The sequence below is a fragment of the Candidatus Dormiibacterota bacterium genome (genome assembly GCA_035532835.1).
Classification (GTDB): Bacteria; Vulcanimicrobiota; Vulcanimicrobiia; order Vulcanimicrobiales; family Vulcanimicrobiaceae; genus DAHUXY01.
Genome location: DATKQG010000016.1, coordinates 1 through 19138 on the forward strand (window position 1 = coordinate 1; position 19138 = coordinate 19138).

The following is a 19138-nucleotide window of genomic DNA, read 5'->3' on the forward strand; positions in this document are numbered from 1 at the left end:
CGCCCATCATCAAGCGCATCGATAACGCGGCGTTACAGCACGACATACAAACCACGAAAGACCTCGAAGCCGCCCTCGATATCCAGATCATCTCGGCGCTTGCGCCCGGGGCGCGCACGGTGATCTACCAAGCACCCGACAGCGAACGCGGCTTCCTCGATGCGATTCGTACCGCGATCTTCGACGACGAACTCGCGCCTTCGATTCTCTCGATCAGTTACGGGTGGCCCGAACAGTTGTGGACTCCAGCGGCCGTGAGCATCCTCGAAGAGCTGTTCGCCGCCGCGGCACTCCTCGGCGTGAGTGTCTTCTGCGCCTCGGGTGATAACGGTGCTGAATTGCAGTACGACGGGCGGCCGCACGTGCTGGCGCCGGCGTCGAGCCCCTTCGTTCATGCGTGCGGCGCGACCACGATCGTTGCCGATTCGCCCACGCTGCAGGAAACGGTGTGGGAAAACACCGGCGGCGGCTTCAGCGAGCGCTTCGGCGCGCCGTCCTGGCAGAAGGCCATGCCCGCGGGACCAGCGCAGAGCGCGGCTCTCGGACGCGGAGTGCCCGATATCGCCGCGCAGGAATCGCCCGGCTATCTCGTCTACCTGGACGGCGTCGAACTCGCGGTCGGCGGAACGAGCGCTGTCGCTCCGATGTGGGCAGCGCTTGCCGCGCGTGTCAACCAGCGCCTGGGCACGCCGATTGGTTTTTTTGCGCCCTTACTCTATGCTTCGCATCCGACGGGTTTCCGCGAGATCGTTGACGGAAGCAATGGCCATTTTGAAGCGCACGCCGGATGGAATGCGTGCACCGGCTTGGGCGTCCCGTTGGGCCGAGCGATCGAGGCGCTACTAATTCATACAGCCTAGCGCATCGTCGTGAAATTTTTTATGCGCAGTTTTGTATGTTTCGACGACCTTCTCAAGCTTCTCCTTATCGACATCCGGAATCGCTTCAAGTTTATCGTGCAGTTGGTCGATGGTTTTTCCGTGCTCGTCGATGTAGGTCCCGGCTTTGGTCTGCGTCATGGTCGACATGTTATTGCTCCTAAATAGCGGCGGTCGCCGCCGGTGGCCGGATATGCTGGCTTATCGCCGCAGCGTGTTCGAGCGCTTCGTCCGCCGTTAGGCCGGCTCCGGCGCTCAATCGCCGCACAAGCTCGTCTTCCGCATAAACGTCGGAGAGCAAGCGCATCGCCCGTTCGTATCCGAATTGCTCCGTGCGCTGGCGAGTGTCGTTTGTCTTAACGTAGTGTGCGTTGGTGAATCCCAGCAAAGCAGCCGCACGCTCGTTTTCATGTACCAACACCCCCAGCGTGGCGTGGTGTTCGAGTGCGGTAATCATCCAACGGGCGCCCGATTTTTTCAAGAGGCTAAGGGCCTCCCGCAAAAGGTTCCGCGCTTCATCGAAATCGTCAACGGCCATCGCGTAGGCCGCCTGATTGCATACCGCGAGAGCAAGCGGCGCAGCGTTGAGTTGCGCGAATGCCTCGCGCGCCTTTGCGGCGGCGGAGCGAGCGGCGTCAACGTTATTGGCCGCGAACTCAAGCTCGCCTAGGTTGAGCAAGGCGCTCGCATACGCTTCGCTCCCGGGGCGCTCCCTGCTCGCCACTTCGGAAAAACGACGCCGCGCCGTATCGATATCGCCGTGTTGTAAATTCGCGATTGCCCAATTACGCAACACATCATTGACAGATAGCGTCGAGAGCGCGTGGGGCGCTTGATAGGCTTGCGCAAAGAGTTTCTCTGCCTCCTCAAAGCGGCCCGCGTCCCGGTGGACGCTTCCCACATTTGCCAATGCTCGCGCGATCTCATCCGGATTGGAGGAAGCCCGGGCGGCATCCAGCGCTTCGATGGCGGCCTTCTCTCGGCCGTCGATCGGGCGGCCAACGAGCCATTCCAGTCGCACGTGATGGCGCAGCGCTCGCGCTTTCGTCAAAGCATCGGCGGTGCTGGCCGATGCTTTGGCCGCATCGAACCAGCGCATCGCCTGCTGCGGCGTCGTCACGAGTTCCGGCCATTCCATTTGCGCGAGCAGACGCAGGCCCGTCTCCACATCGTTCCCTTGCATAATGGCCCAATCCAGCGCGGCGCGAATATTCCCAATCTCGCGAGTGAGTGCGTGCTGCCATCGTACGTCTTCCAACGACTCGACGAGCGGCGCCAGAGATTCGACGAAGGCCATGAAAAAACGCGCGTGCTTGGCGGCGATGTCGCCGGCGTCGCCCGCGGCCTCCAAACGGTCGCGGGTGTATCTCCGCAGGATGAACAACATGCCGTAACGCCGTTCTTCGCCAAAGGGATCGACGAAAACGAGCGATTTGGAAACGAGCGCTCCGAGTACGTCGTCCATGCGCTCCCGATCGATACCGTTTCCAGCACACACCGCCGAAGCGGATTCCAGCGTCCATCCGCCGACGAAGATCGCGAGCCGCAAGAGCACGGCACGTTCCTCGTCGTCGAGCAGATCGAAGCTCCAATCGATCAGCGCGCGCAGCGTCCGCTGCCGCGGCGCGAGATCGCTGCCGGTTCCCGATAGGAGTAACAGCCGCTCGTCTAATTGTTGCGAGAGTTGCTTTGGCGTGAGCGTGGCCGTCTTCGAAGCGGCGAGCTCGATGGCCAGCGGAATGCCGTCGAGTTTTCTGGCGATTTCGGCGACTGCCGGCGCGTTCTCGTCGTTTAGCGTAAAACGCCGGTCGAGCACCGCGGCACGCTCGGCGAAGAGCCGGATTGCGGGGCTCTGCATCGCATCGGCGGCGCTGAGATGCTCGAGATCATCCTGCACCGGCAGCCCAAGTGGGTCGAGCCGATAGATGCATTCGCCGGTAATGTCCAGGCTCTGGCGGCTGGAGGCCAGGACTTTGATCTTCCGGCACTCCCCTAATATCGCGGCGACAACGCGCGCCGCGGGCTCGATGAGATGCTCGCAATTATCGACGACGATCAGCGCGTGCTTATCTCGCAGCGATTCTACCAGCGCTTCGAGCGGATCGTCTTTCGGGGCAAGCCGCAGGCCCATATCGTGCGCGATCGACGCTGGAATATCGTTTCCACTCGAAAGCGGCGCGAGCCGCACCACCCACACGCCGTCGTCGAACCGGTCCAGCAACGGGACAACGGCCTGTAGCGTGGCTCGCGTCTTTCCCACCCCGCCGGGCCCGACCACGGTGACGAGATCGTGCTGTTCCAGCAGCGCGAGGAGATCCGCGATCTCCGCCTCGCGCCCGACGAACGAGGTGAGCATTCGCGGAAGATTGTTTCGCGGACACTCTTGCGCGCGCAACTTCGGGTTGAGCGCGACGAGGGCGAGGCCCGCGGCTTCTACCAGCGTCGCTATACTGCGGCAATCCTCCGGTTCGCATTCGATGCGCCCCGGCGTAAGCACCAGAAAACCGACCAACGTTCCGCTCGCCATCATGGGGAAAGCGAGATCGCCGGGCGCCTGCGATCGGAGCGCGCGAGGGTTCGCCGGCTCCCCCGACGATCGCAAGCGCACGACGAGGGGGTCTGCTGCTTCAACGTGCTCGACCGGGCAATCGTAAGACGACGCCTCGGGCACATAAGCGCCGTTCCGCACGTACACGGCGCTACAAGCCGCGCCCATGTGCTCGTTCAGCGCTTCGATAACGCGGCGAAGCAGTTGCGCCGCATCGTTGAACGACGTTAGCTCGTTTCGCAACCGCGTCAACGCTGCTCGGGCTTCACGGCGCTTCTTCGTGAACGCGCCTTCAACGGCGGCTTCCGTGCGCCGATGAATCGGCGTAAATGCCAGCGTGGCCAGGACGACGATCGCGATTTCCACTGCGGCCCCGGCAACGCGCGAACGATCGGCCACATACCTCTCGGACCACCATTCGGCCAGCGCAAACATCAGCACGATGCCCGTCGTCACCAGGCCGTACGCGTATGCTCGAAAACGCGCCCTCGAGCCGGCTAGCCTCATCCGACGATTATAGCCGAAGCGCAGGTCGCGGGCCACTTTGCCGCCGCCCAGGCAGGTCAAGCGCTTGATTGAAGAGGTGGCGCCGCAAACCGCGAATGTGCCGACTATGGCTACTGCAGGCACCTCCGCTATGCCCGAACGCCTGCGTAAGGCGACCTCGATCTCCGACCTGCGCGAGATGGCCCTGCACCGTGTGCCGCGCGCGTTCTTCCAGTACGGCGATCACGGCTCGTATGCGCAGGCAACGCTGAACGCGAATCGGCACGGGCTCGAAGCCCTCAACTTTCGGCAGCGCATCGGCATCGACGTCGGCTCGCGCGATCTCTCAACCACGATCGCGGGCGAGCCCTCGTCGCTGCCGTTCGCGTTTGGGCCGATCGGCCTCTTAGGCATGCAGCACGGGGACGGCGAGATTCTTGCGTGTCGCGCCGCGCAGGCGGCGGGCATCCCCTTCTGCTTGAGCACCATGTCGATCTGCTCCATCGAAGACGTCGCGGCTGCGGTCGAAAAGCCGTTCTGGTTCCAGCTCTACGTCATGCGCGATCGCGGCTTCGTGCGCGATATGATCGCGCGCGCCGTCGCCGCGCGCTGCAGCGCGCTCATGGTGACGATGGATATGAACATGCTCGGGCAACGCCATTGCGACGTGAAGAACGGCCTCACGGTGCCGCCCAAAGTGACGCTTGCGAATCTCGTCGACGTCGCCACCAAACCGAGCTGGGGGTTGAGCGTGCTGCGCGGCAAGCGCAAAACTTTCGGCAATCTCGCCGGGCGCATCAAGGGCATGGATAGCGTCACCACCCTCTCGCAGTGGGTCTCCACGCAATTCGATCCGACGCTGAACTGGCGCGATATCGAATGGATTCGCGGGCTCTGGCCGGGGCCGCTCGTCATCAAAGGCGTGCTCGATGTCGAAGACGCGCGCATCGCGGCTACAAGCGGCGCCACCTCGATCGTCGTTTCCAATCACGGCGGGCGCCAGCTCGACGGCGCACCGTCGAGCATCTCGGTACTGCCCGCCATCGCGGAAGCCGTCGGCTCGCAGACCGAGGTGCTCTTCGACGGCGGCATCCGTAGCGGGCAAGACGTGCTGCGCGCGCTCGCCCTCGGCGCGCACGCCTGCATCATCGGGCGCGCGTACATCTACGGCCTGGGCGCGGGCGGCGAAGCCGGCGTCACGCGCGCGATCGAGATCCTGCGCACCGAACTCGATACGACGATGGCCCTCACCGGCACCACCTCCGTCCGCTCCGTCAGCCGAAACGTGATCGCGTAAAACGCAGCATCGGCATTATGGCAAGTGGGCTAAGCGGCCGCCGTCGGCCAGCAGCGTCGTGCCGTTTACGAATGCGGCATCGTCGGAGGCGAGGAAACAGATCGCCGCGGCGAGATCTTCCGGTTTACCGACCGCGCCTTGCACTTTTTCGACGCCGCTCTTGATGTTGGGATTGTTCCAGAGCATCGGCGTATCGACGGCACCCGGCGCAACGCCGTTCACGCGAATCTTGCGCGGCTCCATCTCGATCGCGAAACCGCGCGTAAAGGCTTCGATCGCGCCCTTCGACGAGGCATACGGCACCACGTTGGGCGTGGTCGCATGGGCGTGCACCGAACTCAGGTTCACGATCGCCGAGCCCGGCGGCATGTGCGGCGCTCCGTACTTCGCGAAGAAAAACACCGAGCCGAGGTTCGTCGTGATGACGTGAAAGAAATCGGCTTCGGCGATATCGGCGATCGGCGTAAAGGTCATCATCGCGGCGTCGTTCACGATCACATCGAGCGTGCCGTAGGTTGAGAGCGCGGTCGCGACCACCGCTTGCACCTGCGTCGAGTTCCCGACATCCACTTGCGCGGCGATCGCCGTTCCGCCCGCGGCCTTAATGGCATCGACAGTCGCTTGCGCGGGGGCGAGTTGCAGATCGGCAACGACGACGCGCCCGCCCTCGGCGGCCATCTGCAGGCACGTCGCGCGGCCGATTCCCGAGCCGCCGCCCGTCACGATACAGGTTTTGTTTGCGAACCTCATAGCCCGCCGCGTTCGCTCCGGCAAAGGGATGCCCCCTGCGGCCACCGCAATTCGCGAACATGCCCCAACCGATGCGCTTCGGCGTTGCCACCGCCGATCATCAGTGCGAAGCCTACGACGGCCACGACGACATTCGCGACGTGTGGGAGCGCGTGCGCGGCCTGGTCCCGCGCGGCAAAGCGACCGATTTCTGGAATCGCTATCGCGAAGACGTGGCGCTCGCGCGATCGCTCGGGTGCACGGCGTTCCGGCTCTCGCTCTCGTGGGCGCGGCTCGAGCCGAAGCCGGGCGTCTGGGACGACGCGGCGTTCGCGCACTATCGCGACGTGCTGCAAACCATGCGCGACGCGGGCATGCAGACCGTGGTCACTCTGGTGCACAACACGTGGCCGCTCCACGTGCAGGCTGCGGGCGACGGCGCGGGGCTGCTCGATGCAGGCTTTCCCGATCGCATGGTCGCGTATGCGGCGATCGTCGCGCAGCGCCTCGGCGATCTGATCGACTACTACGTCACGCTGAACGAACCGAATCAACTCGTTTACGGATGGATCCGCGGTTTTTGGATGCGCAGCTATGCGATGCCGCCCGGGCAGCCGCCATATATGACGAGCGATCGCCAGATGGAAGACGTGCTCAAGCTGATCCCGAATCTCTTTCGCGCGCACGCCCTATCGCGCGCGGCGATCCAACGCTATCATCCGCGCGCGCCAGTCGGAACTAACCCGCTCGTGCTCGGCCTGCCGCGCTGGCTGCAGCGCTGGATCGATCGCAACGCAACGCACCTGCAATCGCCCGAACAGGCGAAGCGGCAAGCGGCGCGGCTCTCGCAACCGTGGCTGCTCGAAGGCGGCCAAGTCGATATCTCGATCGCGCAGATCACGATGACGCAGACGCGCGAAGAGCGCACGCTCTTTTCGGAGCCGTATTACACCACGCACCTCTGCGTGCTGCATCCCGCGTCGTTGACGCTACCGCAAGATTTCGCATATTGGACCGGGCGCGTCGGCGTCGTCTCCGATATGCTGCCCGCAAAGCTCGCAACCGGTAGCCTTCCAGCGGCACAAGTTCGATACTTTGCCGGTGTAGCGGACGCGGTCGCCGCGTTGCGCGGCGGCGAACTCGACGCGGTGTTCGACGACGACGTCGTCCTGCGCCAATATGCGAACGCACCGCTCTCGCTTACGCGGCTACCGGGGCCCGGCCAACACTTCGCGATCGCCATGGCCTTCGGCAGCCGCACGCTGCTCAACACCGTCGATCTCGCGCTGCGCGATTTAAAACGTACCCATCCCGATATGCCGGACGTGCTGAATCGCAAAACGATCGCGAACCTCGGCACATCGAAGGTGCAAGCGGGCGCCGTCGGGTCGCACGACGGCGATACGCCGGTGGTGCCGGATATGGACGAATCGGTGCGGCGCATCCGCAAGCGCGGCGTACTGCGAGTCGGCATTCACCCGGGCATTCCCGGTCTTTGCGAAGCGGCGGGCGACACGCATCTGCCGCCGGCGCAGCGCTACGCCGGCCTCGAGCCGGAGATCGCCCGTCGGCTTGCGCTGCGCATTCTCGGCGACGGGAATAAGGTCGAATTCGTGCCGTTACGAGGCGATAAGCGCTTCGGCGCGACGCATTCGTGGTTACAGACGCTCTTCGCGCTGCGCAAGAGTATCGCCATGTTCGGCACGCTGCTGGGCACGAATTGGTGGAATCTCGGCATGGCCGGCAAACTTCCCGCGTTTCTCTGCCCGCCTGAGTGTATCGGCGCGCTCGATTACGTCGGCGTCGATTATTACTGGGGCGTTCCGTCCTTCTGGCCGCCCGAACTCCATCGCCTCAGCGCCGCCGCCGAATTCAAATACGCCAGCGCTCCCGTTTGGCCGGGCGCGCTCGATGCGATTCTGCGCGAGCAAGCGCAAACGTTCCCCGGGAAGCCGATCATCGTCATCGAGAACGGCTGCGTTACGAATGCCGACGGATTCACGCGCGCCAAGTACCTGGATGCGCATGTCCGCGAAGTGCGGCGCGCGGTCGATCGCGGCGTCCCCGTCGCCGCCTATCTCTGCTGGAGCATCACCTCCAACCGCGAGTGGGGCCTGGTCTTCGACGACAACAGCGACTTCGGGCTCTACCACATCGATCTCGATACCGATCCTTCCCTCACCCGCACCCCCACCGACGCCAGCACCCGCTACGCCCAGCTCATCGCCGGAGCGCCGCCCGAGGCCTAGCACGTCGCCGCTATTGTGTGCCGATGGCGCTGGAGCGGCCGCGCAGGACGAATTTCTGGATTTTGCCGGTTGCGGTTTTGGGTAGCTCCGCGACGAAGTGGAAGGTTTTGGGCACCTTGAAGTGCGCCATCGCGTCGCGCGCGAACGCGCGCAGTTCTTCTTCGCTAACGCTTGCACCGCCGGCGACGATGACGAATGCGTGCGGCGCTTCGCCCCATCGCTCGTCCGGAATGCCGACCACCGCAACTTCTTGCACGGCAGGATGACGTAAGAGCAAGCCCTCCACCTCGACCGAAGAGATGTTCTCGCCGCCGCTGATAATCACGTCTTTGAGACGATCGCGAATCTCCACGTAGCCGTCCGGATGCACCACCGCCGCGTCGCCGGTGTGAAAAACGCCGCCGTAGAACGCGCGCGCCGTCGCTTCGGGATCGTTGAAGTAGCCTTCCATCACCACGTTGCCGCGCACGACGATCTCGCCGGCGGTCGCACCGTCGTGCGGCACCTCGTCCCCGCGTTCGTCGACGACGGTCAGTTCGCCCGAGGTAATCAATTCCACACCCTGCCGCGCTTTGATGCGCGCGCGTTCGCCGGGCGAGAGCTCCACATGCTCCGCGAGCGGTTCGCAGATCGTAATGAACGGAGCGGTCTCGGTGAGGCCGTACACGTGCGTCACCTCCCAGCCCAAGTCGTGCTCGATGCGCTCGATCGTCGCAGCGGCCGGCGGCGCGCCTGCCGTAAGGACGCGCACTCCCCGGCGCATACCGCTGCGCAGCTCTTGCGGGGCGTTCGCGATGCCGATCAGGACCGTGGGCGCCGCGCACAGCATCGTCACCCGCTCCTGGTTGATCAGCGCAAAGATCCTCGCGGGCTCGACTTTGCGCAGGCACACGTGCGTGCCGCCGGCGGCCGTCACGGTCCACACGAACGTCCAGCCGTTGGCATGAAACATCGGCAGCGTCCACAGATAGCGGTCGTCGGGCGTCATGTGCACGTGCACCAGCGTACCGACCGAATTGAAGTACGCATTGCGGTGCGTGATCATCACGCCCTTCGGATTGGCGGTTGTGCCGCTGGTGTAGTTGATCGTGATGAGATCGTCTTCGGAAATGTCCGGCCGCACGACATCGGCCGCCGAGCCGCGCGCCAGCTCGGTTTCGTAATCGAGCCAGTCGGGCTTCTCGCCTTCGAGCGCGATCACGCGCTCGACGCCGGGGATTTGGTCGCGAATGCTCTCGATCGCGTCCAGATAATCGGCATGAGCGCAGACGACCCGCGCGCCGCTGTGATTGATGATGTATGCGAAGTCGTTCGGCGTAAGGCGATAATTGATCGGCACCAAAATCGCGCCGATCTGCGGCACGGCGTAGAAGGCTTCGAGCAAGGCGTGCGTGTTTGGCGCGACGTATGCGACGCGGTCGCCCTTGCCGATGCCGTAGCCTTGTAGGATTGCCGACCATCGGTCGCATCGCTCGAACAAGGCCTCGTACGTGAGGCGCAGGCCCTCGTCGACGACGGCTTCGCGTGTGCCGTAGAGGCGGCGGGCACGGCGCATGAATTCCAGCGGGGTCAGCGGTGTCTTCATGCGCGCAGATTCGAGATGTTTCCGGCCGATTCCACTCAGTTGCGGCTCCAGAGATCGCGAAGATCTTTAGGTAGCGTCTTTTTGATCTTGGCGCATTCCTCGGGCATGCGGCGCATCAATACCGCCAGAACGCCGGGCGCGATCCATTCCGGGTCGAAATCTTCCTCGTAGCCGGTGAACGCGTCCTCGATTTTACTGAGGAACGCCTCCGCCGTCCCATGTTCGATCGGCTCGTTCGGCGGATTCCAACTTTCGAAATAGATCCCGCGGATCAGCGTGGGAAATTGGGCCGCGAGGTTCGCATTTTGGTCGACGCCGAGTTCGTCGCGTAACGCGTGCAGTACGCCGCGCAGCGCCTGCAGCGCTTCCGGGCGATCGTACGCATCGGCAGGCCACGTATCGCCGCCTTCTACCTCGCGCTGAATATCGTCGAGCCATTCGTACGTTTCTTGGACGGTCCGGTCGAACATCGCGATGCGATCGGTACTTTTCATGTTTGCCTCCTACCTCAGGTAGAGCGAGCATAGGGACCCGGCGAGGCGAAGCTGAGGAAGATTTCAAGAACGGCGGGTCGTTCTTCGAACCTTCTCCATGGCATGGCATACAACGCCTATCATTTTAAAAAACAACCATCGACACTGCGAGGCGGAGCAACTTTGCAAGCAGTTGTCAGCTTGGCCGCAGGGAGAGTGCTTTTATGATTCCGATCATTCACACGACGTTCAAGGGCATGGACCAGAGCGACGCGCTGGAAAGCCTGGTCCGCAAGGAAGCAACGAAACTCGAGCGCTTCTTCGACGGGATCACGAGTTGCAGCGTCGTGATCGACAAGCCGAAGCACCACATCGAGGGATCGCAGTATCAGGTTCGCATCGTGCTCGACGTTCCCGGCGAACAGATCGTCGTCAGCAAGGACCCAAGCGAGCATGCGACGCTAGCCCGGACGGAAACGCAACGCGTCCACAAGAGCCAAGAGCTCGACACCGTCCACAAGTACGCGCAAGTCGCGGTGCAAGATGCGTTTCGAAGAGCCGGCCGCCGTTTGGAGGACTACGCCCGGCATCTTGCAGGAGCGGTGAAGACCCACGAGCCTGTGGTCACCGCCGAGGTCGCGACGTTGGGCGAGGATTTTGGCTTCTTACGCGCGCCCGACGGGCACGAAGTGTACTTCCACCGCAATAGCGTTCTGAACGACGGGTTCAAACATTTGCGCGTCGGTTCAGCCGTTAGATTCGTGGAGGAAGCCGGCGAGAAAGGTGCCCAGGCGAGCACGGTCACTCCGGTCGATCACCGCAGCGCGTAAACGGGACGGCTACTGCCGGCCGGCCGGACGGTATTCGTCACCCTTGCGATCGTGCGCACGCTTGTCCAGCCGAGGTTTGATATGCAGCGCTTTGAGCGACGACATCGAGGCGTCGAGGACGCTGTACTCGTTTTCATGCAGGCGGACATCCACGCGCAGCTCTCGCACTTCCGTGTCGGCAAAGAGATCGGAGATGCGTACCAGAAGGTGTTCGAGCATTCGGCGCGCGCTTTCGCGCGAACCGTGGTGTCCGTAGCCCTCGTATTCGCTCGCCAGCTCCCTGGCGCTCTCCGGCCCGAGCGGCACGGTCCGCTGCACGCTGTGCGTGGCGCTATGCACGCCGATGGTTTTCCCGAGCGATTCGTCGGTCTTGCCGAAAATCACGATATCCGTCCCAGGCCCGGTAAAGACTTGCGCCAGAATCGGCTCGGCGGTATGGCGGCGAATCGCCTCGTAGGCCTCTCGAACGGCCTCGATGCTTTCCAGCGGTGTTTGCGCGGCTGCATCCGCGACACGTAACACGATCGGGACGAACCGCGGGTCCGGCGCATTGCGTCGCTCGGCGAAAGCGACCGCGTCTTCGGCAGAGTCCACGTACTTGCTACGAGCAACGCGAATTCCATAGTGGTCGAGTGCCGCGAAGGCCTCCATCTTATCGACGTTCATACTTCTTACCCTGACCGAACAAATGGAATATTTGATGAAGGGGGCGGGTTGCAGGGCGGCAAGCGCTCGCCGTGGGTCATCGAATATTCGCACGACCTTCACAAAAAACGGACATTAAAACGTTACGCTAATCGAGCCGGAAGAGTTCAAAAAAACTCCAAGGCGGGAATCCCAAAATGACGGACTGTTTATGTAATTGCATGAGCAAACTTAAAAGTGCTTATAGCCAAACGTATCGCTTCTCATGAAAACGATCGCGGCATAGAAAACAGTTACGATCACGAAGAACGGCACAAGTGCAGCAAAATTGTGCCGTTCGCGTTTTAGCGGTGGTGCTGACATGATGCAATCTCCAGAAAACGAACCGACGCAGGAGGAGATCGACGCACTGGTCACCGGCGAAGACCGGCAAGTGCTCGAGATCCCCAGCGTACCTGACGACGTGAAGGCGGAGATTCAGGAGCAGCTCGAGCGGCGCGAGGAAGACGATCTCGACCAAGAGCGAGCCGAAGATGCTCGGAACCTGCCCTAGCCGTTCTCCGCTCGATATGCGGCGATGACGCGGTCGGCGGCGCGGAAGGCTTCGGAGGCGATCGGGATGCCGGCATACACGCCGGCTTGGAGGATGATCTCCACGATCTCGTCCTCGGTAATGCCGTTGTTCAGCGCTCCGCGCACGTGTACTTCAAACTCCGGCCAGCGTGCCAGCGACGCGAGGATCGCGAGGTTGATCACGCTGCGATCGCGCAGCGCGAGCCCCGGGCGTATCCACACGTTGGCCCAACAGTGCTCTTCCGCAAACGCCGCAAATGCGGCTTGAAACTTCGTTGGCTGCGGCCCCGGCTTGTCCACGTATGCCGATCCTAGCACCGTGCGCCTCAGCGCCTTCCCCTTGGCAATGCGTTCGCTCTGGCTCATACGCGCTACTCCGCCGGGCGGCCGCGCATGGCCTCTCGCGAAAAGGGTGCCGACTGCGCCCTCGCTCGGCAGGCACCGGGCAAGGGGACGGCGCAGACGGGCCTATGACTTTAGTAAGGAGAGAAACGCATGCGTAGATTCCGCCTCAAATGGTCGGCACTCGCCATCATCCTCGTCGCCGCAAGTATTATCGGCACGAGCCTCGTCCATACGGCGCGGGCGGCCACCGCGCCCTCGCAGATCAAGATCGGAACGCTCTATGCGAGCAGCGGCACGTTCGCCGTCGCTTCTCAGGGGCAGTATCAGGGCCTGAAGTACTGGGCCGCGGCCGTGAACAAAACCGGCGGCATCTTCGTCAAGGCATACGGCAAGAAGATCCCGGTGAAAATCATCGCCTATGACGACCAGAGCAACACGTCCACCGCGACGACGCTCTACAACCAATTGATCACGCAAGACAAGGTCGACGTGCTGGTTGCCGATTTCGGCTCGGTGCTGACATCGGTCGCGATTCCGTTGGCCGAAGAGCATCACATGCTGCTGGTCGATCCGACCGGTTCGGGCGCGAACTTCTTCACCAAGAAAACCGACTATCTGGCCGACGTCAGCATCCCGTCCTCCACCGTCTGGCCGATCCCGCTTGCGCAATTCATCCTGCAACAGAAGATCAAACGCGTCGCGGTCATCTACGACTCGAATGATTTCGACGCATCGCAAGCCGAGACGCTCAAGTTCGTGCTCGCAAAGGGCGGCGTGACGCCGGTCTATTACAACGGCGTGCCGACCACCGAATCGAACTACGCGGTGCTCCTGCACACCATCGCCGCGCAGCGGCCGGAAGCCGTGTTGGAATTCGGCTACGCACCCAACGATATCGCGTTCCTTCGCGATCTCGCTTCGAGCGGTCTGCATTTCAACATGACCTTCACCATCTTCCCCGGGCAGCTGCTCGCGCTGCTGACCAAAAACGTCGGCGCTAAGGCGCTGGCGTATACCTACACCTACCCGACGCCGCCGCTGGTACGCCACGACGTCGTCAACCTCGGTGACAACACCAGCCAGTTCGTCAAGAACTTCACGGCGGCGATGCACCAGGCGCCGAATTTCCTCGATGCCGCCGGCTACAACACCGGCCTGATCATCCAGAATATGATCGCGAGGGCGCCGGCCTTCACTCAGCTCGATTTCCACCAAGCCTTGATGGATATGTCGGGCAAGACCACGACCGTGCTCGGCGACTTCAAGATCAATGAGAACGGCGCGCAGCTCGGCGAGCTGCTCCCGGTCGCACAACTCGTTCCGGAAGGCCAGGGGGTCAAGATCGTTGTCGTGTTTCCTCCGGGCAAAGGTACCGGCAAGCCCATCTATCCGGCACCGCAGCACTAACGTCGCCTACCTCTCCCGCCGGCGCAAGCCGGCGGGAGTACTTCGCGTGAGAACGTAACGAGCGCATGAGCACGAGTCTTCTTGCCTACGCATTGATCGGCGGCATCCTGTACGGGATATTCTTCGCATTGGTCGGCGTGGGCCTCAACCTGATCTTCGGCGTGATGCGCATGATCAATCTCGCGCACGGGCAGTTCGTGCTGCTCGGCGGGTACGGCGCATTTCTGCTCGTCCAACACCTGCATCTCAACCCGATTTTCGGCATTCCGTTAGCGGTGGCCGGCGCGATCGTCGTCGGCATTCCGCTCTATGCCGCGGTCGTGCCGCGCCTACAGGCCAGCCGCGACCCCGAGATGCTCTCGTTCATCCTCTTCTTCGGCATCGCTCAAATGCTCGACGCGGTGCTGACGATGGTCTTCGGCGCCAACCAGCGCTCGCTGCCCGAAACGGCGCTGGGCAGCGGGAACATCGGCGTTCTTGGGCAGCAATTCCCCGATAGCTGGTGGGTCGGCGCGGCCGCAAGCCTGCTGGCGATAGGCGGCCTCTACCTCTACTTCACCCGGACGCGCCTCGGTTTTGCGACGCGCGCAATCATGGCGAATCGTGAGGAAGCACTCGCGACCGGCATCGATGTCGAGCGCGTCTCCGCGATTGCGTTCATCATCGGCCTTGCGCTGGCCGGCATCGCGGGCGTCTTCGTGCCGTATCTCCTCGGTTCGATATCGCCCGACATCGGCAACGAACTCACGACCACATCGTTTGCAGTCATCATCATCGGTTCGCTCGGCAACCCGCTGGGCACCATCGTCGGAGGATTGGTATTCGGCATCGGCACGATGTACATGCAAACGTTCTTTCCATCGTGGTCGAATCTGGTGCCCTACGCACTGCTCGTGATCATCGTGCTCATTCGCCCGTCCGGCTTGCTCGGCAAAGCCGTGCGGGTCACCTAACGCATGCGCGCGATTGCAAAACCCGCCCTCAGCGGGCCCGCCACCATCCTTCCCAGCGCGATCACGCTGGCCGTGATCGCCGCGATCTTTTTGCTCGCGCCGCATTTTTACAGCAACCGAAGCCTGCTGTTTACGATGATGACGTTCGCCGTGCTCGCGCAAGGGCTCAACCTGATCTACGGATTTACCGGGTATCTGCCGTTCGGGTACGTGGGCTTCTTCGGCGCCGGCGCGTACACTACGTCGCTGCTGGTGCTTCATAGCCATTTGCCGGTGCTGGCCTGCGTCGTCGCGGGCGGCGCGGGCGCCGTCATCATGGCGCTGATTTTAGGGCCGCTCCTGCGCCTCTCCGGCGCGTATTTTTCGATTGCCAGCCTTGCGGCTTCGCAGATTCTCTACAACATCGTCTCCAACCAAGATCTCTCGAAAATTACCGGCGGTCCGTACGGGCTCAAGATCGATCAGGTCTATAACCCCACCGCTAGCTACCTGACGATGCTCGTAATTTTGCTGCTCGCAACCGGGCTCGCGGCACACTTTCGGTTCTCGCGTTTCGGCATGGCGCTGCGCGCGGTGAAGCAAGATCCGACGAGTGCCGCGATGGCCGGAATCAACGTAGTGCGCGGGCGCCTGATCGTGTGGCTCGTCTCGGCCGCGATTGCGGGCCTCGCCGGCGCAGCGTACGCGTGGAATCTCTCCGTCTTCTATCCCGATGCGGTCTTCACGCTGCAGACCTCGGTCTTCGCCATCGTGTTCGCGCTGTTCGGCGGCGTGGGCACGGTGATCGGCCCGATCGTCGGCGCGATCGTGCTCGACGGGCTCTACAACGGCGTGGGCATCTCGGCACCGCAGTACTTCGAATTCATCTACGGCCTGCTGATCGTATTGCTCGTCCTCTTCTTACCGAACGGCATCATGTCGTTGCTCACTCGGCGAGGCGTACGTGTCCTCTGAACCGCTGCTCGCACTCGAAGGCGTCGCCAAACGCTTCGGCGGACTCACCGTGCTGCACGACGTCCATTTCAAGGTCGAAGCGGGCGAGATTCTGGGCTTGGTGGGGCCGAACGGCTCCGGCAAGACCACGACGATCAACGTCATCTCCGGCATCCATCAGGCCGATGCGGGGACGATGCTGTTCGAAGGGCGTTCGATCGAACGCGTCCCCACCTTCCGTCTCGCGCACCTCGGGATCAATCGCACGTTTCAGGTCCCCAAGCCTTTCCCGGAAATGACAGCCCGCGAAAACATCGAGGTTGCCGCGTACTTCGGCGCGGGGTCGCGCAGTTCGGCCGAAGTCGATGGCGTGCTTGCCGAAATCGAGCTTGCGGACGAGGCAGAGACGCTCGCTCGCGAACTCACCGTCAATCAGCAGAAGCGACTCGATCTCGGACGCGCGCTCGCGGTGCGGCCCAAGCTGCTGCTCGTCGACGAGATCGGCGCCGGCCTCAACCCGAGCGAACTCACCGTCATGGGCGAACTCTTGCTTTCGCTGGCTAAGCGCGGCGTCGCGCTCATCGTCGTCGAGCATCTGCTCGACTTCCTGAACCGCATCACCAACCGCGTGATCGTCCTCGATGCCGGAAAGATGCTCTTCGAGGGAACGCTCCAGGACGCGTCGCACAATCCCGACGTCGTCGCAGCGTTCATCGGAGGATAGAGAAACGATGGCACTGCTTGAAGTCCAAGGCGTCGAATCCGGCTATGACGCGATGAAGATTCTCTGGGGCATCGATCTCGCGGTCGAACGCGGCGAGACCGTGCTGTTGCTGGGCGCCAATAGTGCCGGTAAAACGACGCTGCTCCGCACGATCATCGGGCTGCTGCGCTGCTGGAACGGTGCGATCCACTTTGACGGCCAGGCGATCGACCATTTGCCGCCCGACCAGCGGATCCGGCGCGGCATCGCGTTCATGTCCGAGATGGGCGTCTTCCCCAGCCTCACGATCGAAGAGAACTTGCGGCTGGGCGGTTATTTCATTAGCGGGGCCGAGGTGCGGCGGCGTAGCGTCCAACTCATGGAACTCTTTCCCGATCTCGCCAAGAAACGGCACGGCCTCGCGGCCTCGCTCTCGGGCGGCCAACGCAAGATGCTCGGGATCGCGAAAGCCCTCATCTCCCAACCCAAACTCTTGCTGATGGACGAGCCGTCGTCCGGGCTCGCGCCGGTCTTCGTTAAGCAAGTTGTGGAAGCGCTGCGCGTTGCAATCGGCGGCGGCACGGCGCTGCTTCTGGCGGAGCAAAACGTCGCCTTTATCAAACTCGCCGACCGCGGCTATCTGATCGACGGCGGCCGCGTTCGCGTCTCGGGCACGCGCGAAGAGCTCGAAACGAGCGACGCGGTGCGCGCCGCATACTTCGGCCTCTGATCGCAGGGCGGCGCTGGGCGCGCCGTTCAGCGGTGGGCGAGCACTGAAAGCTCCCAACGATAGCCGTCGGGGTCGCGAAACCACAAGCCCATATTCGGCGAACCCTCGGCTTCGGCTCCGATTTCGTCGCCTGGATCTTCCACGGCGACGTCGTGTTCCTTGAGCCAATCGAGCGCGTGCCGGAGCGCGGGCATATCCGGCAGATGGAACGACATGTGGCCGATCGTCTCCGGCCGCGGCGTGCCGGCGGATAGCACCATCGTCACGTTCTCGTTCGATAGGCCGACATAGCCGTCACCTTCGAAAATCGTCTTCAGATCGAACAGCTTGCGCCACCAGGCGGCGCTTTTTTTGGGATCGTGCACGGCCAGGCCGAAATGCCCTACGGTGCCGAGATGAATGTGCTTGCCCATAGTGCCGAATGTATACCCTTACCGGACTAGCGCGAATCCCGCGATACGCCGCCTCGCGCAAACGATAGGCCTTGTAACACGCTGCCGTGATGCCATAGGCGCCGCGCTAGGCGCACGTGGACGTCTCGATCGTGCTGCGCGCGTAGCGCGACCAGCGGTGCGCCGCATGCGCGAGCGCGGGCGCGAAGGGCGATGCAATCGTGCGCAATGCCCAACGCATCCGTGAGTTTCGAGAGAAGCTTGGCCAAAGGGTCGAGCTCGGGCAGGTCGGCCGACGAGCGTTCGATGACGTAGTGCAGCCGTTTGCACGAGAGGCGAAACGCATGCAACGCGTCGTCGTCGTCGGACTCGAACGCCGCTTGCCGCTCGATGCAATCGGCAAGATGGCGACGAACCGCGGTCCGCACCGCTTCCATCGGCGTCGCACGCGGCGCGGCGGACGGCGCCGGTGCGGCTTTCAAGATCGAGGCGCTCGCGCGAATGAGGCGGCGTAGTTTGCGCCGCGCCTTTTTGCGCCGCGCGCGCAGCTCGCGGCGCACGCTCGCGAGTTGCTCGCACTCGGCACCACGAGCCACTTCGCGATAAGTCTTGATGCGGCGCAGCAAGACGTCACCGTCGCGCACCCTACCCGCACGGCGATGCAACGCGTGGATCTGTTCCGCGAATCCGGCGGATGGATTCGCGAGGACTCCGAGGTCGTCCAGCGCCGTATTCAAGCGTGCTAAATCCCGCCGGGCCCGGTGCAAGCGCTTCGCAGAACGCGGCTTGCGGTAGTAGGCGGAAACGGCGCGGCGCGCGACATCCGTATAGCGCGCGATCGTCTCTCGCGCCCATAGGGCCGTTGCGTCAAGATCCATCGGTACGGGCTCCTCGCTCGGTCGCTCCATGCTACCGAACCGACCTGCAGAGAATTCGAAGTCTGCGCCTTCACGCTGCATCGTGCAACGTGAGCCGAGGTCCACTCGGCGATAGCGTAGTTCTTGGGTCGTTGCTGTCCGCCACTGCGGCGCAGCTCGCCAAGGGCCCCTTCTGGGCCCGCTGAAGAATCACTTTCGCAGCATTCACATCCGCGTGGTCGACGTGCAAACACGCCACGCACACAAACTGTAGCCCCGAGCGATTCTCCTTCGCAATATGCCCGCACGCGGCGCACGTTTGCGAGGTGTACTTCGGATCCACGTAGATGACGCTGCGGGCGGCGCTTTCAGCCTTCTCCGCAATCAACTGCGCGATCATGCCAAAACCCGCATCGAGCAACGCCCGATTGAGCCCGGTCTTGGCCGCAACGTTGCGGCCGGGTTCGTCGATACTCCCCTTTGCGCTGCGCGTCATGGTACGCAACCGCAAGTCTTCCAGCACGA

Annotated in this window: 20 protein-coding genes; 10 read left to right on the forward strand and 10 right to left on the reverse strand. The window is 63.0% G+C overall.

All coding sequences use genetic code 11. The annotated features are described in order from the left end of the window. Window positions 1-860, forward strand: an 860-nt coding sequence (locus VMW12_02315; GenBank protein HUZ48557.1) for a S53 family peptidase, incomplete at its 5' end; no start/stop codon positions are given. Here the strand turns inward: VMW12_02315 and VMW12_02320 are convergent. Both VMW12_02320 and VMW12_02325 read right to left on the reverse strand, forming a co-directional pair. Continuing rightward, a complete protein-coding gene (locus VMW12_02320; GenBank protein HUZ48558.1) occupies window positions 843-1028 on the reverse strand; it encodes a hypothetical protein in 186 nt (61 codons plus the stop codon). The genes VMW12_02315 and VMW12_02320 overlap by 18 nt on opposite strands. Before the next feature lie 10 nt (window positions 1029-1038). Then, complete coding sequence (locus VMW12_02325) at window positions 1039-3933, reverse strand: AAA family ATPase (protein ID HUZ48559.1); 2895 nt, start codon at window positions 3931-3933, stop codon at window positions 1039-1041. A 142-nt stretch (window positions 3934-4075) separates the two neighbouring features. Between VMW12_02325 and VMW12_02330 the strand changes: the two genes are divergently transcribed. Further along, the gene (locus tag VMW12_02330; GenBank protein HUZ48560.1) at window positions 4076-5209 is read left to right on the forward strand and encodes an alpha-hydroxy acid oxidase; all 1134 of its coding nucleotides are present in this window, start codon (window positions 4076-4078) and stop codon (window positions 5207-5209) included. Window positions 5210-5224: 15 nt separating this feature from the next. Here the strand turns inward: VMW12_02330 and VMW12_02335 are convergent, their stop codons facing one another. Continuing rightward, window positions 5225-5959, reverse strand: coding sequence for an SDR family oxidoreductase (locus VMW12_02335; GenBank protein ID HUZ48561.1), 735 nt, complete (start codon window positions 5957-5959; stop codon window positions 5225-5227). A 59-nt stretch (window positions 5960-6018) separates the two neighbouring features. On the opposite strand from VMW12_02335, the gene VMW12_02340 reads away from it, so the two are divergent. Then, the gene (locus VMW12_02340; GenBank protein HUZ48562.1) at window positions 6019-8187 is read left to right on the forward strand and encodes a family 1 glycosylhydrolase; all 2169 of its coding nucleotides are present in this window, start codon (window positions 6019-6021) and stop codon (window positions 8185-8187) included. 10 nt (window positions 8188-8197) lie between these two features. Here the strand turns inward: VMW12_02340 and VMW12_02345 are convergent, their stop codons facing one another. Beyond that, window positions 8198-9772, reverse strand: a complete 1575-nt coding sequence (locus tag VMW12_02345; GenBank protein ID HUZ48563.1) for a long-chain-fatty-acid--CoA ligase — start codon at window positions 9770-9772, stop codon at window positions 8198-8200. 35 nt (window positions 9773-9807) lie between these two features. Further along, window positions 9808-10266, reverse strand: coding sequence for a DUF2267 domain-containing protein (locus tag VMW12_02350; GenBank protein ID HUZ48564.1), 459 nt, complete (start codon window positions 10264-10266; stop codon window positions 9808-9810). Window positions 10267-10469: 203 nt separating this feature from the next. On the opposite strand from VMW12_02350, the gene VMW12_02355 reads away from it, so the two are divergent. After that, window positions 10470-11075, forward strand: coding sequence for an HPF/RaiA family ribosome-associated protein (locus VMW12_02355; GenBank protein HUZ48565.1), 606 nt, complete (start codon window positions 10470-10472; stop codon window positions 11073-11075). A 9-nt stretch (window positions 11076-11084) separates the two neighbouring features. Here the strand turns inward: VMW12_02355 and VMW12_02360 are convergent, their stop codons facing one another. Beyond that, window positions 11085-11741 carry an acetate--CoA ligase family protein gene (locus VMW12_02360; GenBank protein HUZ48566.1) on the reverse strand — a complete coding sequence of 219 codons (657 nt, stop codon included), beginning with the start codon at window positions 11739-11741 and terminating at the stop codon, window positions 11085-11087. Between the two features lie 340 nt (window positions 11742-12081). Between VMW12_02360 and VMW12_02365 the strand changes: the two genes are divergently transcribed. Further along, window positions 12082-12273 (forward strand): hypothetical protein, encoded by a 192-nt coding sequence (locus VMW12_02365; GenBank protein HUZ48567.1) that lies wholly within the window; start codon window positions 12082-12084, stop codon window positions 12271-12273. Here the strand turns inward: VMW12_02365 and VMW12_02370 are convergent. Then, window positions 12270-12659 (reverse strand): carboxymuconolactone decarboxylase family protein, encoded by a 390-nt coding sequence (locus VMW12_02370; GenBank protein HUZ48568.1) that lies wholly within the window; start codon window positions 12657-12659, stop codon window positions 12270-12272. The genes VMW12_02365 and VMW12_02370 overlap by 4 nt on opposite strands. Before the next feature lie 129 nt (window positions 12660-12788). On the opposite strand from VMW12_02370, the gene VMW12_02375 reads away from it, so the two are divergent. The 5 genes from VMW12_02375 to VMW12_02395 all read left to right on the forward strand — a co-directional run bounded on the left by VMW12_02375 (window position 12789) and on the right by VMW12_02395 (window position 17364). Beyond that, window positions 12789-14045 carry an ABC transporter substrate-binding protein gene (locus VMW12_02375; protein HUZ48569.1) on the forward strand — a complete coding sequence of 419 codons (1257 nt, stop codon included), beginning with the start codon at window positions 12789-12791 and terminating at the stop codon, window positions 14043-14045. A gap of 65 nt (window positions 14046-14110) precedes the next feature. Next, entirely contained in the window at window positions 14111-14998 is an 888-nt protein-coding gene (locus VMW12_02380) for a branched-chain amino acid ABC transporter permease (GenBank protein ID HUZ48570.1), read from the forward strand. Window positions 14999-15001: 3 nt separating this feature from the next. Further along, entirely contained in the window at window positions 15002-15952 is a 951-nt protein-coding gene (locus VMW12_02385; GenBank protein ID HUZ48571.1) for a branched-chain amino acid ABC transporter permease, read from the forward strand. Continuing rightward, the gene (locus VMW12_02390) at window positions 15942-16655 is read left to right on the forward strand and encodes an ABC transporter ATP-binding protein (GenBank protein ID HUZ48572.1); all 714 of its coding nucleotides are present in this window, start codon (window positions 15942-15944) and stop codon (window positions 16653-16655) included. Before VMW12_02385 ends, VMW12_02390 begins: the two co-directional genes overlap by 11 nt. Window positions 16656-16662: 7 nt before the next feature. Further along, window positions 16663-17364: an ABC transporter ATP-binding protein gene (locus VMW12_02395; protein ID HUZ48573.1), complete on the forward strand. Its 702-nt coding sequence runs from the start codon at window positions 16663-16665 to the stop codon at window positions 17362-17364. Window positions 17365-17390: 26 nt separating this feature from the next. Here the strand turns inward: VMW12_02395 and VMW12_02400 are convergent, their stop codons facing one another. The 3 genes from VMW12_02400 to VMW12_02410 all read right to left on the reverse strand — a co-directional run. Beyond that, window positions 17391-17777 carry a VOC family protein gene (locus tag VMW12_02400; protein HUZ48574.1) on the reverse strand — a complete coding sequence of 129 codons (387 nt, stop codon included), beginning with the start codon at window positions 17775-17777 and terminating at the stop codon, window positions 17391-17393. A gap of 26 nt (window positions 17778-17803) precedes the next feature. Beyond that, window positions 17804-18664, reverse strand: coding sequence for a CHAD domain-containing protein (locus tag VMW12_02405; GenBank protein HUZ48575.1), 861 nt, complete (start codon window positions 18662-18664; stop codon window positions 17804-17806). Between the two features lie 40 nt (window positions 18665-18704). Then, on the reverse strand, window positions 18705-19138 hold a 434-nt coding region (locus VMW12_02410), incomplete at its 5' end, for a transposase (GenBank protein ID HUZ48576.1).

Coding starts and splice junctions, on each gene's coding strand:
- VMW12_02320 (HUZ48558.1), bottom strand. CDS start 1,028: ATGTCGACCATGACGCAGACCAAAGCCGGGACCTACATCGACGAGCAC.
- VMW12_02325 (HUZ48559.1), bottom strand. CDS start 3,933: ATGAGGCTAGCCGGCTCGAGGGCGCGTTTTCGAGCATACGCGTACGGC.
- VMW12_02335 (HUZ48561.1), bottom strand. CDS start 5,959: ATGAGGTTCGCAAACAAAACCTGTATCGTGACGGGCGGCGGCTCGGGA.
- VMW12_02340 (HUZ48562.1), top strand. CDS start 6,019: ATGCCCCAACCGATGCGCTTCGGCGTTGCCACCGCCGATCATCAGTGC.
- VMW12_02345 (HUZ48563.1), bottom strand. CDS start 9,772: ATGAAGACACCGCTGACCCCGCTGGAATTCATGCGCCGTGCCCGCCGC.
- VMW12_02350 (HUZ48564.1), bottom strand. CDS start 10,266: ATGAAAAGTACCGATCGCATCGCGATGTTCGACCGGACCGTCCAAGAA.
- VMW12_02355 (HUZ48565.1), top strand. CDS start 10,470: ATGATTCCGATCATTCACACGACGTTCAAGGGCATGGACCAGAGCGAC.
- VMW12_02360 (HUZ48566.1), bottom strand. CDS start 11,741: ATGAACGTCGATAAGATGGAGGCCTTCGCGGCACTCGACCACTATGGA.
- VMW12_02365 (HUZ48567.1), top strand. CDS start 12,082: ATGATGCAATCTCCAGAAAACGAACCGACGCAGGAGGAGATCGACGCA.
- VMW12_02370 (HUZ48568.1), bottom strand. CDS start 12,659: ATGAGCCAGAGCGAACGCATTGCCAAGGGGAAGGCGCTGAGGCGCACG.
- VMW12_02375 (HUZ48569.1), top strand. CDS start 12,789: ATGCGTAGATTCCGCCTCAAATGGTCGGCACTCGCCATCATCCTCGTC.
- VMW12_02380 (HUZ48570.1), top strand. CDS start 14,111: ATGAGCACGAGTCTTCTTGCCTACGCATTGATCGGCGGCATCCTGTAC.
- VMW12_02385 (HUZ48571.1), top strand. CDS start 15,002: ATGCGCGCGATTGCAAAACCCGCCCTCAGCGGGCCCGCCACCATCCTT.
- VMW12_02395 (HUZ48573.1), top strand. CDS start 16,663: ATGGCACTGCTTGAAGTCCAAGGCGTCGAATCCGGCTATGACGCGATG.
- VMW12_02400 (HUZ48574.1), bottom strand. CDS start 17,777: ATGGGCAAGCACATTCATCTCGGCACCGTAGGGCATTTCGGCCTGGCC.
- VMW12_02405 (HUZ48575.1), bottom strand. CDS start 18,664: ATGGAGCGACCGAGCGAGGAGCCCGTACCGATGGATCTTGACGCAACG.